The 16269-nt window shown below is 70.5% G+C and carries 20 protein-coding genes; 4 read left to right on the top strand and 16 right to left on the bottom strand.

Going from position 1 to position 16269, the window contains the following annotated elements:
- Positions 1-90: 90 nt before the first annotated feature.
- Positions 91-1200: a LacI family DNA-binding transcriptional regulator gene (locus tag IFU30_RS04370; RefSeq protein ID WP_192004435.1), complete on the bottom strand. Its 1110-nt coding sequence runs from the start codon at positions 1198-1200 to the stop codon at positions 91-93.
- Positions 1201-1405: 205 nt separating this feature from the next.
- Between IFU30_RS04370 and IFU30_RS04365 the strand changes: the two genes are divergently transcribed.
- The gene (locus IFU30_RS04365; protein WP_064297138.1) at positions 1406-2206 is read left to right on the top strand and encodes an isocitrate lyase/PEP mutase family protein; all 801 of its coding nucleotides are present in this window, start codon (positions 1406-1408) and stop codon (positions 2204-2206) included.
- A 99-nt stretch (positions 2207-2305) separates the two neighbouring features.
- Here the strand turns inward: IFU30_RS04365 and IFU30_RS04360 are convergent, their stop codons facing one another.
- The 6 genes from IFU30_RS04360 to IFU30_RS04335 are packed head-to-tail and all read right to left on the bottom strand — an operon-like array spanning position 2306 to position 7514.
- Positions 2306-3172 (bottom strand): prenyltransferase, encoded by an 867-nt coding sequence (locus tag IFU30_RS04360; RefSeq protein ID WP_192004434.1) that lies wholly within the window; start codon positions 3170-3172, stop codon positions 2306-2308.
- Complete coding sequence (locus IFU30_RS04355; RefSeq protein WP_124768559.1) at positions 3169-3549, bottom strand: lycopene cyclase; 381 nt, start codon at positions 3547-3549, stop codon at positions 3169-3171. Before IFU30_RS04355 ends, IFU30_RS04360 begins: the two co-directional genes overlap by 4 nt.
- Positions 3546-3899, bottom strand: a complete 354-nt coding sequence (locus IFU30_RS04350; RefSeq protein WP_159877475.1) for a lycopene cyclase domain-containing protein — start codon at positions 3897-3899, stop codon at positions 3546-3548. Before IFU30_RS04350 ends, IFU30_RS04355 begins: the two co-directional genes overlap by 4 nt.
- Positions 3899-5479: a phytoene desaturase family protein gene (crtI, locus tag IFU30_RS04345; protein ID WP_192004433.1), complete on the bottom strand. Its 1581-nt coding sequence runs from the start codon at positions 5477-5479 to the stop codon at positions 3899-3901. Before crtI ends, IFU30_RS04350 begins: the two co-directional genes overlap by 1 nt.
- Complete coding sequence (locus tag IFU30_RS04340; protein WP_192004432.1) at positions 5476-6444, bottom strand: phytoene/squalene synthase family protein; 969 nt, start codon at positions 6442-6444, stop codon at positions 5476-5478. The genes crtI and IFU30_RS04340 overlap by 4 nt, the downstream gene beginning before the upstream one ends.
- A complete protein-coding gene (locus IFU30_RS04335) occupies positions 6441-7514 on the bottom strand; it encodes a polyprenyl synthetase family protein (protein ID WP_124768556.1) in 1074 nt (357 codons plus the stop codon). The genes IFU30_RS04340 and IFU30_RS04335 overlap by 4 nt, the downstream gene beginning before the upstream one ends.
- 85 nt (positions 7515-7599) lie before the next feature.
- Here IFU30_RS04335 and idi point away from each other — a divergent pair, with 85 nt between their 5' ends.
- On the top strand, positions 7600-8145 hold the full coding sequence (gene idi, locus IFU30_RS04330; RefSeq protein ID WP_064297132.1) for an isopentenyl-diphosphate Delta-isomerase: 546 nt from the start codon (positions 7600-7602) through the stop codon (positions 8143-8145).
- 60 nt (positions 8146-8205) lie between these two features.
- Here idi and IFU30_RS04325 read toward each other — a convergent pair whose 3' ends face one another.
- Both IFU30_RS04325 and IFU30_RS04320 read right to left on the bottom strand, forming a co-directional pair.
- Positions 8206-8643, bottom strand: coding sequence for a YdeI/OmpD-associated family protein (locus tag IFU30_RS04325; RefSeq protein WP_192004431.1), 438 nt, complete (start codon positions 8641-8643; stop codon positions 8206-8208).
- Positions 8640-9590 (bottom strand): EamA family transporter, encoded by a 951-nt coding sequence (locus IFU30_RS04320; protein WP_124768554.1) that lies wholly within the window; start codon positions 9588-9590, stop codon positions 8640-8642. The genes IFU30_RS04325 and IFU30_RS04320 overlap by 4 nt, the downstream gene beginning before the upstream one ends.
- 45 nt (positions 9591-9635) lie before the next feature.
- Here IFU30_RS04320 and IFU30_RS04315 point away from each other — a divergent pair, with 45 nt between their 5' ends.
- Positions 9636-10121: a MarR family winged helix-turn-helix transcriptional regulator gene (locus IFU30_RS04315; RefSeq protein WP_124768553.1), complete on the top strand. Its 486-nt coding sequence runs from the start codon at positions 9636-9638 to the stop codon at positions 10119-10121.
- A 24-nt stretch (positions 10122-10145) separates the two neighbouring features.
- On the opposite strand, the gene IFU30_RS04310 is transcribed toward IFU30_RS04315, so the two are convergent.
- Both IFU30_RS04310 and dcd read right to left on the bottom strand, forming a co-directional pair.
- A complete protein-coding gene (locus tag IFU30_RS04310; RefSeq protein ID WP_071261813.1) occupies positions 10146-10673 on the bottom strand; it encodes a hypothetical protein in 528 nt (175 codons plus the stop codon).
- A gap of 63 nt (positions 10674-10736) precedes the next feature.
- Entirely contained in the window at positions 10737-11327 is a 591-nt protein-coding gene (gene dcd / locus IFU30_RS04305; protein WP_056009122.1) for a dCTP deaminase, read from the bottom strand.
- Between the two features lie 137 nt (positions 11328-11464).
- Here dcd and IFU30_RS04300 point away from each other — a divergent pair, with 137 nt between their 5' ends.
- Positions 11465-12214 (top strand): type 1 glutamine amidotransferase, encoded by a 750-nt coding sequence (locus IFU30_RS04300; protein WP_079704920.1) that lies wholly within the window; start codon positions 11465-11467, stop codon positions 12212-12214.
- 90 nt (positions 12215-12304) lie between these two features.
- Here the strand turns inward: IFU30_RS04300 and IFU30_RS04295 are convergent, their stop codons facing one another.
- The 5 genes from IFU30_RS04295 to hxlB all read right to left on the bottom strand — a co-directional run bounded on the left by IFU30_RS04295 (position 12305) and on the right by hxlB (position 16222).
- On the bottom strand, positions 12305-12469 hold the full coding sequence (locus IFU30_RS04295) for a hypothetical protein (protein ID WP_162852292.1): 165 nt from the start codon (positions 12467-12469) through the stop codon (positions 12305-12307).
- Between the two features lie 352 nt (positions 12470-12821).
- Positions 12822-12998 (bottom strand): hypothetical protein, encoded by a 177-nt coding sequence (locus tag IFU30_RS04290; protein WP_159453388.1) that lies wholly within the window; start codon positions 12996-12998, stop codon positions 12822-12824.
- 104 nt (positions 12999-13102) lie between these two features.
- Positions 13103-14638 (bottom strand): carboxylesterase/lipase family protein, encoded by a 1536-nt coding sequence (locus IFU30_RS04285; RefSeq protein WP_192004430.1) that lies wholly within the window; start codon positions 14636-14638, stop codon positions 13103-13105.
- Positions 14639-14907: 269 nt separating this feature from the next.
- The gene (gene hxlA / locus IFU30_RS04280) at positions 14908-15534 is read right to left on the bottom strand and encodes a 3-hexulose-6-phosphate synthase (protein ID WP_064297125.1); all 627 of its coding nucleotides are present in this window, start codon (positions 15532-15534) and stop codon (positions 14908-14910) included.
- A gap of 70 nt (positions 15535-15604) precedes the next feature.
- Complete coding sequence (hxlB, locus tag IFU30_RS04275) at positions 15605-16222, bottom strand: 6-phospho-3-hexuloisomerase (protein WP_192004429.1); 618 nt, start codon at positions 16220-16222, stop codon at positions 15605-15607.
- Between the last annotated feature and the right edge of the window lie 47 nt (positions 16223-16269).

The raw sequence follows: 16269 nt of genomic DNA, 5'->3' as shown, positions 1-16269 counted from the left end.
GAGAGCCTCGGCGCGGCGACCTCGTGGCGGACGGACGCGCCGCGGCACGCCGCGGGCTTCCTGAATGGTGAACGCGAGGGGAGGCGATGATCAGGACGTGATCGACTCGGAACTCTCGCGGAGGACGACCTCGACGGGGAGTCGGACGGACATCGCGGGCAGCTTCGGTTCGGCGAGACGACGGGCGAGTGCCTGCACGGAGACCCGGCCGAGCGTCTCCATCGGCTGCCGGACCGTCGTGAGCCGCGGAGCGGACAGGCGGCCGGCGTCGATGCCGTCGAATCCGGTGACGATGAGCTCCTCCGGGACCGCGACCCCGGCGATCCTGGCGGCGTCGATCACACCGAGCGCCATCTGGTCGTTGGCGCACACGACGGCCCGCGGCAGCCCGTCGCGTCGGAACAGCTCCCGACCGACCCGTCGCCCGCCCTCGCGGGTGAAGTCGCCGCGGAGGGTCGGCTCCTCCGGGGCGACGAGCGACCGGTCCGCGAGGGCCGCGCGGAAGCCACTCCAGCGCTCCGCGTCATCGGGCGAGCCGAGGCTTCCGGCCACGTACTCGAGCTCTCGGGCACCGAGGTCGTCGATGAGGTGCGCCGTGAGCGTGCGCATCCCCTCGGCGTTGCTCACGGAGACGTGGTCGAGGTCGTCGCCGCGCCGGGGCCCCGCCATCACGACGATCGGGACGTGCCGCGACAGGCGCGCGAGCTCCTCCTCGCTCGCGCTCCCGGCCAACACCATGAGGCCGTCCACCCGACCTGCCATGTCGCGCACGGTCTGCGTCGCCGTGGATCCCCGTCCGACGCCGACGAGCAGTGCGAACCCGCTCCGCCAGGACTCCAGCTCGCAGCCGCGCAGCACCTCGTCGAAGTAGAGGTTGAGCGTCCGTGTGTCGGTCCGCTCCGGGATGTCGCGGACGATGCGCGCTCCCCCGGCCGCCGCTTCGTCACCCTCGAGGGCGATGTCCCCGAGGTCGTCCATCGCGTCGAGCCCCTGGAAGAACAGGCCGATGACGCCGGTGCGGCGCGCGGCGAGTCCTCGTGCGGCCCCACTCGGGACGTACCCGAGTTCACCGACCGAGGCGAGCACGCGGTCTCGCGTGGCCGGTTTCACGTCGTCGGGGCGGCTGAGCACCCGCGAGACCGTCGCGATGGAGACGCCGGCGTGGTGCGCGACGTCGTAGACCGTCGGCGGTTTCGTCATGGGAACGCCTTCCTTCGGCCACCAATGATACGCACGGCATCCTGCCCGCCCGGTCCACCGGCGGCGTGGGCTGACGCGCGGACCGCCCTCGTCTTGCGTCACGGGAGCGGCCCCGACGAGCCGGGAACCGCAGCCAACCCGAACGTTCCCTGAATTCTCGACGCTTGTCGGCTAGGCGGCGGACGTCCGCTGACAGACTGCGGACATGACCGATCAGCATGCCAAAGCCGTCCTCCTCAACTCCCTCCACGAGCCGGGTTCCCCGCTCATCGTCACCAACGTCTGGGACGCCATCACCGCGAAAGTCGTCTCCGAAGCCCCCGGCGTCGTCGCCCTCGCCTCGGCGAGCCACTCGGTGTCGAACGTCCGCGGGCTCGAAGACGGCGGCGGCCTCGACGTCGATGAGGCGATCGCCGCCGCGAAGATCATCGTGGGCGCCGTCGACCTGCCGGTGACGATCGACTTCGAGAAGGGCTACGCCTCCGACGCGGCCGGAGTTCGCGAGAACGTCCGCCGCCTCATCGTCGAGTCGGGTGCCGTCGGCATCAACCTCGAGGACTCCGTCGGTGCCGCGAAGGCCCCGCAGTTCCCGATCGAGGAGGCCGCGGCCCGCGTCGCCGCCGCTCGCGCCGGAGCAGAAGACGCGGGCATCCCGCTCGTCATCAACGCCCGGGTCGACACCCTCGCAGGCGACCCCGAGGCGTGGGACGAGGCCGTCGCGCGCGCCAACGCCTACCTCGAGGCCGGTGCGGACGTCGTCTTCTTCCTCGGACTCGGCACGGAGGAGCTCGTCGCCAAGGCGATCGAGCAGGTGCACGGACGCATCTCCGTCATCGGCTACCCCGGCGCGGTCCCGCTCAAGCGCCTCGCTGAACTCGGCGTCTCACGCGTCAGCTTCGGCCCCGGCACGCTCGGCCTGACCCTCGCCGCCCTCCAGCGCGCGGCGACCGGCCTCACCGAGCTCGGCGAGTACCCCGAGGACCTCGGCTTCTCCTTCGAGCTCTGAGCCTCGACTGACGACCCGTTCTCAGGAGGATCCGGGCGTGGCGCCAAGTGACCTCGGCGGCGCGCCCGGGGACTCCTGAGACAGGGTCACGGGTTCCCGTCAGGACGTCAGGAACCAGTACCAGATGATGAGCATCGTGATGAGGAAGCCCGTCAGGAAGTTGAGGCGGAGGAACCGCTTCCAGCCCGCGTTGGCCCGTTCGGCGTCCTCCTCGCGGAGGTTCCAGAACGGCAGCACACTCGCGGCGTAGGGCAGCGCGAGCAGGCCGGCCAGCGGGATGGGCCACGGGGTCACGAGCATCAGCGCACCGCCGGCCAGGTAGGCGACGAAGGCGAACCGGACGGTCGCCGCCGCGCCGATGACCGTCGCGATCGAGCCGATCCCGCCCTGCCGGTCGGCGATGATGTCCTGCACCGCACCGAAGGCGTGGCTCGCGATCCCCCAGAGGAAGTAGCCGACGAGCAGCGCCCAGAGCGCGGGGGTGAAGACCGCGCCGGCGAGGACGAGGCCGTAGACCGCCGGGCTCACGAAGTGCGTGCTCGAGGTGAGCGAATCGATGAACGGCCGCTCCTTGAACCGCAGGCCGGGTGCGCTGTACGCGATGAGCGCGAACACGCTGATCGCGAGGACGAGCCACGACAGCGGCGACCCGATGACGACGAGGTAGACGAGGAACGGGACGTTCGTCACGACCGCCGCGAAGATCGTCAACCGGTGCATCCGGCGGTCCAGGACCGCGCCCTCGACGCCGCCCTTGCGCGGGTTCCGCAGGTCGGACTCGTAATCGAAGACGTCGTTGATGCCGTACATCGCGAGATTGTACGGGATGAGGAAGTACAGCGTCCCGAGCCAGAACGTGAGGTCGAGTTCACGCGTGGTCAGCAGGTACGCCGCTGCGAACGGGTACGCGGTGTTGATCCACGACAGCGGTCGGGAGGACAGCACGAGCTGGCCGAGTCGGTTCATGCCGGGTCCTCCTGGGACGGGGATGGGGAGACGGGAGCAGGGGTTCGGCGCTCGAGGAGCACCCAGAGCGACGGGAGCAGGACGGCCGCGGCGATGGCGTAGGCGAAGTCCTCGAGGGGCGCGATGCCGATGAAGGCGCCGGAGATGAGTGCGGGGTCGTAGCCGACGAGCCCGATGCCGATCATGATGTTGTCGAACAGCGCGGTCATGAGCAGGAGGACGACGAGCCCACCGCCCACCGCGAGCAGCCAGGTGCCCGCCGACAGACCGGTGGATCGCGGTCCGTTCGCACGGCGTCGATCGAGCCGCACGACCGCGAGCAGGGCGACGACCGCCACGACGGCGAGGAACCATGCGTTGAGGGCCCAGTAGGTCATCGTCCGCTCACCTCGGCGGCGCCGGTCGTCCGGCGGGACACCCGGCCGAGCGTGTGTCGCGCCGCACCGAACAGGTTCATCGTGAGGTAGCAGAGCAGCGTCAGGAAGAAGACCTCCTCGATCGGCAGCTCGGGCGCGACCTGCAGCCCGGTCATGAACGAGGTCTCACCGCGGAAGAAGATGCCGGTGCCGATACCGAGCAGGTCCCACACGAGGAAGAACACGACGCCGATCGGCAGGATGATCGCGGCCCGCCGTCGGTCGGCCCAGAAGAACAGCCGGAACCGCCGGTCGAGCATGACCATCCCGGTGATCGAGACGAGCAGCGCCAGCAGGTACAGCAGACCCATCAGCCGGTCGCCTCGGCGCGCGCGCGCAACGGCTCCGCCATCGGGCCGGTGGTGATGTCGCCGCGCATGCGCTTCACGACGAGCTCCGCACTGATGAGGCACATCGGCAGGCCGATGCCCGGGATGGTCGAGCCGCCGGTGTAGAACAGGCCGTCGACCTTCTTGCTGACGTTGCCGCTCCGGAACATCGCGCTCTGCGAGAGGATGTGCGCCGGCCCGAGGGCGGTGCCCTTCCAGACGTTGAGGTCGGTCGCGAAGTCGGCCGGGCCGACGTCGCGACGCACCACGATACGCTCGGCGAGGTCGGGGACGCCGGCCCACTCGGCGATCTGCGCGATGGCGGCGTCGCCGATCTCCGCGACCCGGGCGTCTCCACCGCCACCGATGGACGGATCGGCCGGGACCGGCACCAGGATGAACAGGTTCTCGTGGCCGTCCGGTGCGACGCCCGCATCGGTCGCGCTCGGACGGCAGACGTACAGCGACGCGGGGTCGGGCACGCTCGTCTCCTCGCCGAAGATGCGGCCGAAGTTGTCGCGCCAGTCGGCCGTGAAGAACAGGCTGTGGTGCAGGAGCTCCGGGAGCTCGCCACGGACGCCGAGCATGACGAGCACGGCTCCGGGACCGGCGGTGCGCTTCTCCCAGTACTCGGCCGGGTAGGTCTGGAGTTCGCGGGGAAGCAGCGTCGTCTCGGTGTGGTGCAGGTCGGCGGCGGACACGACGCGGTCGGCGCGGAGCAGCTGCCGACGACCGTCGGCATCGAGGTAGTTGACGCCGTCGACCCTGGCTCGGCGGCCGGCGGCCATCGTGGTGATGCCGGTGACCTCGGCGCCCGTGATGATCTCCACACCCTCGGCGCGGGCGAGCTCGGCGATCGTGTCGATGATCCGCGAGAAGCCGCCCTGCGGGTAGAGCACGCCGTCCTCGAGGTCGAGGTAGCTCATGAGGTGGTACATGCTCGGCGCTTCGAAAGGCGAGGAGCCGAGGAACACGGCCGGGTAGCCGAGGATCTGCTGCAACCGGACGTCGGAGACGGTGCGCGCGGCCAGGGTGTCGAGGTCCTCCGTGAGGAGCTTCGCGAGCTTCGGCATCCGGGCGAGGACCTCACGGCTCGCGAGCGTCCGGTACGACTCGAACGTCGTGTACAGGAAGCTCCGGATGGCGATCTCGTACGTCTCCTTCGCGCTGCGGAGGTACTCGTCCATCTTCGCGCCGGCACCGGGCTCCACCGACTCAAACAGGGCGAGGTTGCCGGCCCGGTCGGCGGCGAGGTCGAGGTGCCCGTCGCGGCCCTCCGAGTAGACGCGGTAGGCCGGGTCGAGTCGCCCGAGGTCGAGCTGCTCGGCCGCAGAGGTGCCGAGGAGGCGGTAGAAGTGGTCGAAGACCTCCGGCATGAGGTACCAGCTCGGGCCGGTGTCGAAGGTGAAGCCGTCCTGCTCCCAGGTGCCGGCGCGGCCGCCGAGCACCTCGCGTCGTTCCAGCAGCGTGACCCGCTGGCCGTCGCGGGCGAGGAGGGCTGCGGTGGCGAGACCGCTGATGCCGCCGCCGATGACGACGGTCCGGTTGTGGGAGGTGGTCATGACTGCGAACTCTCGTCGATCGTCGGGATGGAGGCGGTGGTACCGGTCGTGGCCGGTGTGCGACCGGCGAGCGCGCCGGCGGCGATGCGGAGCTTGACCGGGTCGGGCACCCGGACACGCGTGCGGACGAGCGCCGAGGCCGGCGTCGTCCGGATACGTCGGGCGAGTTCCGAGAAGAGCTCCTGGGCGAGGGCGACCGCTCGACGGCTCGACTTCGGCAGCCGGCCGAGGACCGCTGCCGAGCGGTCGAGATCGGCTTCGATGTCGTCGAGCAGGCTGTGCTTCTGCGCCTCGGTGAGCTCGTCGACGGCGACACCCGGGAAGTAGCTGCGGCCGAGCTCGTCGTGGTCGGCCGAGAGGTCGCGGAGGAAGTTCACCTTCTGGAAGGCGGCACCGAGACTCCTGGCGCCGACGACGAACGCGGAGCGCTGGGCGTCGTCGACGTCATGGCCGCGCAGGAAGATCCGCAGGCACATGAGCCCGACGACCTCGGCGGAGCCGTACACGTAGTCGCGGAACGTCTCCGGCGTGTGGACGGTGCGCGAGAGGTCCGCGCGCATGGACGCGAAGAACGGACGGGTGAGGTCGGCCTCGATCCCCGCCGACCGCGCCGAGATGGCGAAGGCGTGGACGACCAGGTTGCTGCTGTACCCCGTCTCCATCGCGTCCTCGGTGTCCTGTTCAAGGGCGTCGAGCATGCGGAGGATCCGCTCGGGGTCGAGCCCGGCTGCCGCGGCCACGCCGTCGACGATCTCGTCGGCGATGCGGACGAGTGCGTACACGTTCTCGACGTCCTGGCGGATGTCGCCACCCAGCAGCCTGGCCGCCAGACCGAAGGACGTGGAGTACCGACGGATGACGATACTGGCGGTCTCCTGCGCGACCCGGTCGTAGAGCTGTCGTGCGTCGCCGACCGCCGAGGCGTCGTCGGCCGGTCGCCCGGTCCCGTCCCCTGCTGCGGTCATCGCGACCGCTCGAGCACGGTGGCGACGATCGGGCGGAGCTCGTCGCGGAGCTGCGCCGGGATGCTCGGCGAAGCCAGCTGCTCCCAGGCGCGGTTGGCGTAGTCACCGGCGAGCAGGGTCGCGTGCTGGCGGGCGCCCGTCGTCGTGAGGACGTCGCGCAGGACGGCGGCCCCCTCCTCGTCGAGGTCCGGGTCGCCGAAGAGGTGCTCGACGGCGTGCCACTCGGGCTGCTCCGCCGCGAACGCCACCATGACCGTCAACTTGCCCTCGCGGAGGTCGCCGATCGTCGTCTTACCGGTCGTCTTCGAGTCGCCGAAGACGCCGAGGACGTCGTCGATGATCTGGTAGGCGATACCGATCTGCTGCCCGAACGCTCCGAGCGCGTCGATCGTCGCCTCCGGAGCGCCGGCCAGGACGCCGCCCGACTGCAGGGGCGCCTCGAACGAGTAGTAGGCGGTCTTCAGGCGCTCCATGCGGATGATGTCGTCGACCGTCGGGACGACGCCGCCGACCGTGAAGTCGACGTCGGCCAGCTCGCCGGCCGCCGAGGCGGAGATCGCGTCGTCGAGGATCTCGCGCAGGCGGGTGCGGACCGCGTCGGCGCTCCCGGCCCGGTCGATCAGGCGATAGGACGCGGACAGGGCGAGGTCGCCGGCGATGACGGCGACGGACATGCCGCGGTGCTCGGCGAGCGGCAACGGGATGCCCGCGGTCTGTGCGATGTCGCGGTAGCTGCCGGAGACGTTGGGGCTGCCGCGCCGGACGAAGTCGCGGTCGATCACGTCGTCGTGGACGATCAGCGCGGTGTGCAGGAGTTCGTAGGCGGCGGCGACGTGAGCCGCGGCGACGATGTCCGTTCCACCCAGCGCCTCGTAGGCCGTCATGACCATCCGTGGGCGGAACCGCTTGCCGCCGGCCATGCTGCGCTCGATGGTCTCCCAGAGCCGCAGATAGCCGGCGCCGCCGAACGACACCGCCTGCGTCTTCGCCAGTTCGAGGAAACGCTCGAGGGCATCCTCGACCTGATGCTGTTGTCGATAGGGCGCGTCGACGACGTGGTGGGTCTCCATATCACGAGGCTACTTCACGGAGCGGCGAGATTAGTACGCTAGCTGTCCATTCGCGTTCACCCCGATCGTCGGGGAGAATGGACGCATGTCGGTACCCGAAGAACTCGTCGTCCTGCTCGCCGAGGACGGCACCCGCATCGGCACCACGCCGAAGGCGACCGTCCACACGCTGGAGACGCCACTCCACCTCGCGTTCTCCTGCCACGTCATCGGGCCCGACGGTCGGATCCTCGTGACCCGCCGCGCGCTCTCGAAGCTCACGTGGCCGGGCGTCTGGACGAACTCGTTCTGCGGACACCCCGGCCCGGACGAGGACAGCGTGGACGCCGTACTGCGTCGGGCGAGCGCCGAGCTGGGCCTGCCGATCTCCGCGCCGGAACTGGTGCTGCCCGACTTCCGGTATCGCGCCGTCGACGCCTCGGGTGTGGTCGAGTACGAGATCTGCCCGGTCTACGTCGCCTACACGGACGCGACACCCGAGCCGAACCCCGACGAGGTCGTGGAGTGGGCCTGGGCCGAGCCCGAATCACTCCTCGCGTCCGTCGAACAGGCGCCCTTCGCGTTCAGCCCGTGGCTGACGCTCCAGCTGCCGCTCGTCGTGCCGCTGCTCGCGGAGTCCACAGCCCGCTGAGTCGCCCGGATCTGCGCGGATCGAGCCGGTTTCCGAACAGATTCAGGCGACTGGGCGAGGTCAGGCGCCGCGGAGCGCTTCGACGGCCGCGGCAAGTCGCTTGTCGCGCGTCGCGTCCGTCTTCGCCAACGCGACCGGCTCGGCCAGCGCGCGCTGCCGGCTGAACGACAGGGCTCCGTAGGCGGCGAGCGCCTGCTCGTCTCCCCTGAGCGCCGTCTCGAGCTCGGGCGGCAGCGGGAACACGCGCGGTGCGTCGTCGACCTCGAGGTCCACGTCGACCTCGTCGCCTCCTGCGACCCCGGCGGCGGCGCGGTTGGCGGCGCTCAATGCGATCAGGTACCGGCCGCCCATCGGCGTGATGGTGCTGCGGTAGGTGGTCGCACCGACGGTGACGACGACGGGCACGCGCTTGCCACGATCCAGGCCCTCGACGACGGCGTCGGGGATGAGGATGCCGGTGTTGTTGCCCTGGAGTTCGATGACGGTGCGGAATCTCATGCGCTCAGTATGGCCCGGGGCCGCCTCGCGGTGAAGACCAGGACGAGGGAGCCGGCGACGACCGCGATCCCGAGCACTTGTCCGAGGCTCAGCGCTTCGCCGAGGACCACGAGGCCTGCCAGTACGGCGACGACGGGACTGAGCAGGCCGAGGAAGGACACTGACCCGACGGGCAGCGCGGCGATGCCACGGAACCACAGGGCGTACGCGAGGGCCGTGCCGACGAGGGAGAGGTAGGCGTACCCGCCGATCGCCGCTGCGTCCGGGGCGGCCGACGGAAGTCCCTCGACGACGAGCAGCACCGGCACGAGGACGAGACCGCCGGCGACGAGCTGCCAGGCGGTCAGCGCGAGGCCGGAGACCGGTGCGCCGCTGCCGGCGTTCGGGTCGAGGTCCGGGTTCGTGCGCCGACGCGCGCCGATCCGGCGGCCGACCTCCGGTCTCCCCCACCGCTTGCTCAGCACCGATCCGAGCGACATCGAGACCGCCCCCGCGAGTGCGGCGACGACGCCGACCGCGTCGAGACGCGCGTCGGCCTGCAGCACGATGAGGGCGACGCCCAGCACCCCGGCGAACCCGGCGACGACGCGACGTACGGTCAACGCCTCCCCCACCAGCAGGCTCGCGAGCACGGCGACGAGCACGGGCCCGATCGCCCCCATGGTCGCGGCAACCCCGCCGGGCAGTCGGTAGGCGGCGAGGAAGAGGAACGCGAAGAAGGCGCCGATGTTGAGCGTGCCGAGCACGAGCGACCGCCACCACCAGCCACCGACCGGCAGGGTTCGCGTGATCGCGAGGAGCAGGAGGCCCGCGGGCAGCGCCCGGAGCACGGCTGCCAACAGCGGTCGTCCCGGCGGGAGCAGTTCGCTCGTGACGAGGTAGGTGGTCCCCCAGCTGATCGGGGCGATGGCGGTGACGGCGGCGATACGGATTTGATTGCTAAGCACTGAGCAAGAATAGCTCAGTGCTAAGTGAATTGCTACGCTGGCTGCATGAGCACGCGCGTCGACGACATCCTGAGCCAGTGGCGGACCGAGCGACCCGATCTCGACGTCTCGCCCATGGCCGTCATCGGACGACTGTCGCGAGCGGCGACGGCGGTCGACGCCCGTCTGTCCTCGACCTTCGCCGAGCACGGTCTCGACAGCGCCTCGTTCGACGTGCTCGCCACCCTGCTCCGCGCCGGCTCACCGCACGAGCTCGCGCCGAAGGACCTCGCCCACTGGTCGATGGTGACGTCGAGCGCGATCGCCCAGCGCGTGAACAAGCTCGTCGAGCGCGGTCTCGTCACGCGCCGTCCGAGCGAGCAGGACGGGCGCGGCACGGTCGTCGCCCTCACCCCGGCCGGCAAGCGCCTCGTCGAAGCGGCTCTGCCCGATCATCTCGCCGCCGAGGAGCGTGTCCTCGACGGCTTCTCCACGGCCGAGCGCGAGCAGCTGGCGTCGTTCCTGGAGCGCCTGGCGCGGACCGACCCCTGAGTGTCGCGGTGGAGACGGATCCGCTCAGGCGATGCGGCGACCCTCGTTGTGCTCCTGCAGCCACCAGGTCACGCCCTCGTCGTCGGACACCCAGCTCTCCCAGGTGTACGAGTCCTCGGTGATGCCGCTGAAGTTCCATCGGATGAGCTTGTCGTCGTTCCGCGTGCCGTCCTGACGGATGCCGTCGGAGCGGTGCGGCGTCGCGACGAGCTGGCAGAACTCGCCGCGCCGTGGCTCGACGTAGTTCACCCGCCAGGCGCCCATCAACCGGTCGTAGACGCGGAGAGCCGTACTGACCGTCTCCCAGCCCGACGGTTCCGCGTCGTTCGCGACGAGCTGGACGTCCTGCACGGCCCGCCCCTCGAGGATGTACGACACGATCCAACGGAAGTCGGACTCGACCCACTCGCCACTCTCGTCGTCGAGGCGCTTCGAGTGGACGTCCCAGGACCCGACGAACTGCCCGAACCGGACCATGCGACGCGGGTAGAGCGGCGTCGGCCCGTCGGCGGTGATCGCGCGGGCGAAGTCGGGTCGCTCTGACGTGCTCATGGCGGGGCCTTTCTGCTGGTCCACCTGCCCGCCCGTCGTCGGGACGCCCGCCTCAGTCCTGCGTCAGCGCTGCGTCTCGCCGACGTCGGTCCGGTGGAAGTTCTGGAAGGAACGGGAGGCGGTGGGTCCACGCTGTCCCTGATACCTGGAACTGTACTCGCTCGAACCGTACGGGCGCTCGGCCGGTGACGTGAGCCGGAAGAAGCACATCTGCCCGATCTTCATCCCCGGCCAGAGCTTGATCGGCAGCGTCGCGACGTTGCTGAGCTCGAGGGTGACGTGGCCCGTGAAGCCCGGGTCGATGAAGCCGGCGGTGGAGTGCGTGAGGAGCCCGAGACGACCGAGCGAGCTCTTGCCCTCGAGGCGTGCGGCGACGTCGTCCGGGAGGGACACCCGCTCGTACGTGGACCCCAGGACGAACTCGCCGGGGTGCAGGATGAACGGCTCGTTCGGCAGCGTCTCGATGAGGCGCGTCAGCTCCGGCTGATCCTCCGCGGGATCGATGAAGGGGTACTTGTGGTTGTCGAAGAGGCGGAAGAAACGATCGAGGCGGACGTCGATGGACGACGGCTGGATCATCTCCGGCGAGTAGGGGTCGAGCGCGATGCGGGAGGCGTCGAGTTCGGCTTTGATGTCACGGTCCGAGAGCAGCACGGTGACAGTGTATCGGCCGGGAGCCCGATGCCTCGGGCCGGTGACGACGCCCGGATTCGCTACGATGCTCGCACGGCGACGACCTCCGCGACCCGGCGGAGACCTGTCGTGCCGCCCCAGCGACCTGGAGGTCTCCGATGACCAGACCGCACGTCCTCGTCCTGCAGCACGTCCCCTGGGAACGACCGGCGGTGCTCGGCGAGGTGCTGACGGCGTCGGGGATCGACTGGACGCTCGACACGATCGTCGAGCGTCGTGAGCTGCCGCCGGCGCGCGAGATCACCGGGTTCGACGGGCTCGTCCTCCTCGGCGGCCCGATGGGCGCGCTCGACGTGGAGGAGCACCCGGGCCTCGGGCTCGAAGCGCAGCTCGTGCGCGATGCGGCGGTGCTCGGCATCCCGGTGTTCGGAGTCTGTCTCGGGCATCAGCTCATCGCGACGGCCCTCGGAGCCACGCTCCACTCGGCGGCCGCGCACGAAGTGGGTGTCGGCGACGTCGAGCTCCTGACCGAGAGCGAACTCGGCATGCGGGGCGAGCGGCTGCCGGTGCTGCACTGGCACGGCGACGTCGTCGAGGCTCCATATGGAGCGACGGTCCTCGCGTCGTCGCCGTCGACGCCGAACCAGGCGTTCCGGATCGAGGACCGGGTCTTCGCGACGCAGTTCCACCTCGAGGTCGACCCGCCGATGCTCGACCGGTGGCTCGCGGAACCGCTCATGCTCCGCGACCTGCCGTTCATCGCCGGGACCGCGGAGGAGGCGGCCGACCGCCTGCGGTCCGAGGTCGCCGCGGTGGCGGGTCCGATGCGGGAGGCCGGCGAGCGGTTGTTCGGGGCCTTCGCCGACGCGGTGCTCCGTCGGACGAGCGTGGACCCGTCACTGCGGTAGGACTCGGACAGCGCCCGGACACAGCACCCCGGACACAGCGAAGCGGCCGGCCCCCGGAGGGACCGACCGCTTCGTGAACTCGGATTCGAGTCAGAGGGCCTTGCGACCCGTGATCGTCCTGATCAGGAACGCGATGATCGCGATCGCGAGCAGCACGAGGCCGACCCACAGCAGGAAGTTGAGGGACTGGACGAACCCACCGGTGATGGCGAGAACGATGGCAACGACGATGACGATGATGAGCAGGATGTTCATGATGAAGCTCCTTTCGCAGAACTCCGTCCACCGTATGGGGGCCCGACCATTCCGTCCCGGGGGTTGACATCGTCCGAAGTCGTTCCGCTACGCGCGCGGAGCGCCCCCGCGTTGCACACCTCCACCCTCCTGCGTTTCGGTTTGCGCCAGCGCGGTGCGCTGACGCCAGCGCGGGCCACACGCGTGAGCGCGGGTCTCTGGAGGGCCGCGCCCACGCGCACGGGCCGCGCTGAAGCCTGATCCCGGGGGTTCGGACCAGCGCACCGCGCTGGCGCCGGTTCAGCACACCTCGGTCGGCAGCACCGCGCTGACCAGGGATCCCCGAGCTGAGGACAGCCCCGGGCGAGCCTCGCTAGAGGAGGCCCGGCTGGTCGGCGGGGTCGCCGTCGCCGGGCTCGGAGCCCGGGTCGTCGACCGTCGGCGCCGCCATCGGATCATCGCTCTCGGGAGCGTTGTCGGGCAGCGCTCGGGAGATCGCCTCCTGTGCGTCGCCGATCGGGTCGTCCATCTCGTCTCGTGGGTCGCTCATGCTGATTCCTTTCCTCGTGTCCCGACGGTAACGCGGGACGCCTCACAGCCACACCCCCTGGCAGAACGGCCCGGTTCGTCCTAGGAGCCGAGTGCCAGGGCCCGTCAGACCGGTGTCGATGCCGTCGTCGACGCCGCTTCCGCGAGTCGCTTCGCCGCTGCGAGCACGCGCGCACTCGCGAACGGCTCGACCGTCGGCGCCCCGGCCACGTCGAACACCTCGATCCCGGAGGCATCGCGGTCGGACCGCGACCAGCCCGGCGACCCGTCTCGGACGAACGCCACGACCGCGCCGTGGATCCGGTCAGCGAGCTCCTGCGGCGCGTGCGGGCCCGCCACCCGGGTGACGTCCGGGTCGTCGAGCAGGTCGAAGATGAACGGGACGTCGAGGCAGTGCTCCGCGATCCCGCTCACCGCCGAGCGCCACACGAAGTCGGAGACCCAGGTCTCGGCGTCGTGTCGCAGCGCCAGCCATCGGATGACGCGCTCCCGGAACATGACGTCGCTCACGAAGCGCCCCGCGACGAGTCCCGTGCGTTCACCGGGCTGGGTCGCGACGTACGCCTCGGCGAGCGGCTCCGGCACGCCCATCAGTTCCAGGGCACGCGTCGGCGCCACGGCGTCGAAATCGTCGAGTCGACCGGTGAAGAACCCGGCGAACTCCTCTCGGGTCGCGCTGACGAGCAACGGCTTGTCCGCGCCTCGTCCCGCGATCATGCCGGCTTCGACGGTGTCGACGACCAGCTCGCCGTCGACGATCGGGCCGAGACCGAGGCGGCCGTTCATCGTCGTCATCCCGCGGAGCACGGACTCCGGGTCGGTCGCGCCGCCGGGGACGACCTCGAAGCCTTGGGCCTCGATCAGCGTGTCCTCCGGGACGCTTGCGAAGCCGGCCAGGGTCGCGGGCACCCCGAGGTGCTCGGCGAGTCGCCCGGTCAGGGCCTGCGCCTTGCGGAGCGGTACGTCGCCGGGGACGCCGGACACGGAGATCGCCCGCTGGAACAGGTGTTGCGCGGACGGCACCGTGAGCAGGGTCATGACGGACCCGCCGCCGGCGGACTGGCCCGCGATCGTGGCCCGCCGCGGGTCGCCGCCGAACGCCGCGATGTTGTCACGCACCCACTCGAGCGCGAGGATCCAGTCGAGGACCCCGCGGTTGGCCGGGGCGTCGGGCAGCCAGCCGAAGCCGTCGAAGCCGAGGCGGTAGGACACCGAGACCGTGACGACGCCGTCGCGGTTGAAGGCCCGACCGTCGTACCAGGGGCTCGCGGGCGACCCGGCGATGAAGCCGCCGCCGTGGATCCACACGAGGACGGGCAGACCGGCACGGTCTGCGGCGGGTGTCGGGTCGGGCGTGAAGACGTTGACGTTGAGCGTCGAGTCGCCGGGGATCGACGGTTCCGGGATCGTCGTGATCTCGGCCAGGGCCTTCCGCTGCGGTGTCGCGCCGTAGGCGGTCGCGTCGAGGACGCCGTCCCAGGGCGCTTTGGGCTCGGGGGCCTGGAATCGTCTCGCTCCGGTCGGCGGCTCGGCGAACGGGATGCCGAGGAAGGCGACCGATCCGTCGGCGCGGCGCGTCCCGCGGACCGCTCCCGACGTCGTCTGTGCGATGGGCTGCTCTGGACTGGAATCGGTCGTCATCGGCGGATCCTCCGGGTACTCGGCCGCGCGCTCATCCGACGAGCGTCGCGTGGTGATCCGCCCAGTATGCCGCGTCACGCGCGAATCCCGTCCGATGTTCGGGCTTCACCCAGCCGACCCACCCGAGGCGCCAGCGCGGTGCGCTGACCCGAGCGCGCCCCGGAGCCGTGAGCGCGGGTCGCTGGAGACCCGCGCTCACGTCCGATGCACCGCGCTCACGTCAGCGCACCGCGCTGGCCAACCCGACAGGTGCGGGGTTGGCGGAGGGGTTACGCGACGATTGCCGCGCGGAGCGCGGCTGCGGAGGCGGCCGGGTCATCGGCCGAGTAGATCGCACCGCCGGCGACGGCGACCTGCGCGCCCGCCTGCTGCACCGACGCGATCGTCGACACGTTCACGCCACCGGCGACCGAGAACGGCACGGCGGCAGCTTCACCGTCGGACAGGAGCGTCTGGAAGGTGAAGCCCTCCTCCGCCTGCTCGTCGAGACCGGCGTGCATCTCGACGAACGCGGCACCGAGAGCGGTGACCTCCTTCGCGCGCTGCACCTTGTCGGCGACCCCGATGAGGTCGACGACGACGGACTTGCCGTGCGCCTTCGCGGCCTTCACAGCGCCGACGATCGTGCTGTCACCGGCTGTCCCGAGGACGGTGACGATGTCCGCACCGGCGGAGAAGGCGATGTCGGCTTCGAGCTCACCGGCGTCCATGGTCTTGAGGTCGGCGAACACGATCTTGTCGGGGTGGGCGTCCTTGACCGCGGTGACGGCACGCAGGCCCTCGCTCTTGATGAGGGGCGTGCCGAGCTCGAGGATGTCGACGTAGGGCGCGACCTTCCCGGCGAGTTCGAGGGCTGCCTCGGTGGTGAGGACGTCCATGGCTACCTGGAGCTTCATGCGGTGCTGCTTTCTGTCGTGATGGGATGCGTCCGACGTCTGCCGGGCGCGTTGGAAGGGATCAGGGTGATTACTCGAGGTTCGCGTGGCGCGGCCACAGCTCCTCGGCGCTGACGCCGTCGGACTGCCAGAGCGCATGGAAGAACGCGTCGCCGAGCAGCATGACCGCCTGCTCGAAGAGGCTCCCCGAGTACTGCACGGAACGCGTGCCGCCGTGGTCGGTCTTCTGCGCGGCGGGGACGACGATCGTCTCGGCGGCCAACTCGGCGAGCGGGGATGCGGGGTCGGTCGTGATGGCGATCACCTGTGCTCCGACGGAGACGGCCGTGTCCGCAGCGCGGACCACACCCGTCGTCGTACCGGAGCCGCTGGCGACGAGCAGGACGTCACCCGAGGTGATGGCGGGCGTCGTCGTCTCGCCGACGACGTGCACGGTGAGTCCGAGGTGCATGAGTCGCATGGCGGTCATGCGGAGCGCGAGACCGGAACGACCGGCACCGGACACGAACACGCGGTCCGCCGTTCGCAGTCGGTCGAGTGCGCCGGCGAACGGGGCCGGATCGGCCTCCAGCAGGCTCGACACGGTGCGATGCAGCTCAGCGTCGATCGCGGTGAGCGCTCCCTGGACCGTCGAGGTCGCAGGCGTCGTCGACGTGGATGGAGGGACGGAGGCCGTGGGGTTCGACATCCCTCCATCCTGGGCGTGATCGGGTAGGTATGCCGCCGCTCACCCGA

This window comes from Plantibacter sp. CFBP 8798 (assembly GCF_014841195.1).
GTDB lineage: Bacteria > Actinomycetota > Actinomycetes > Actinomycetales > Microbacteriaceae > Plantibacter > Plantibacter auratus.
Note: the sequence above shows the minus strand (reverse complement) of the source record. Positions and strands in the feature narration are given on the sequence as shown.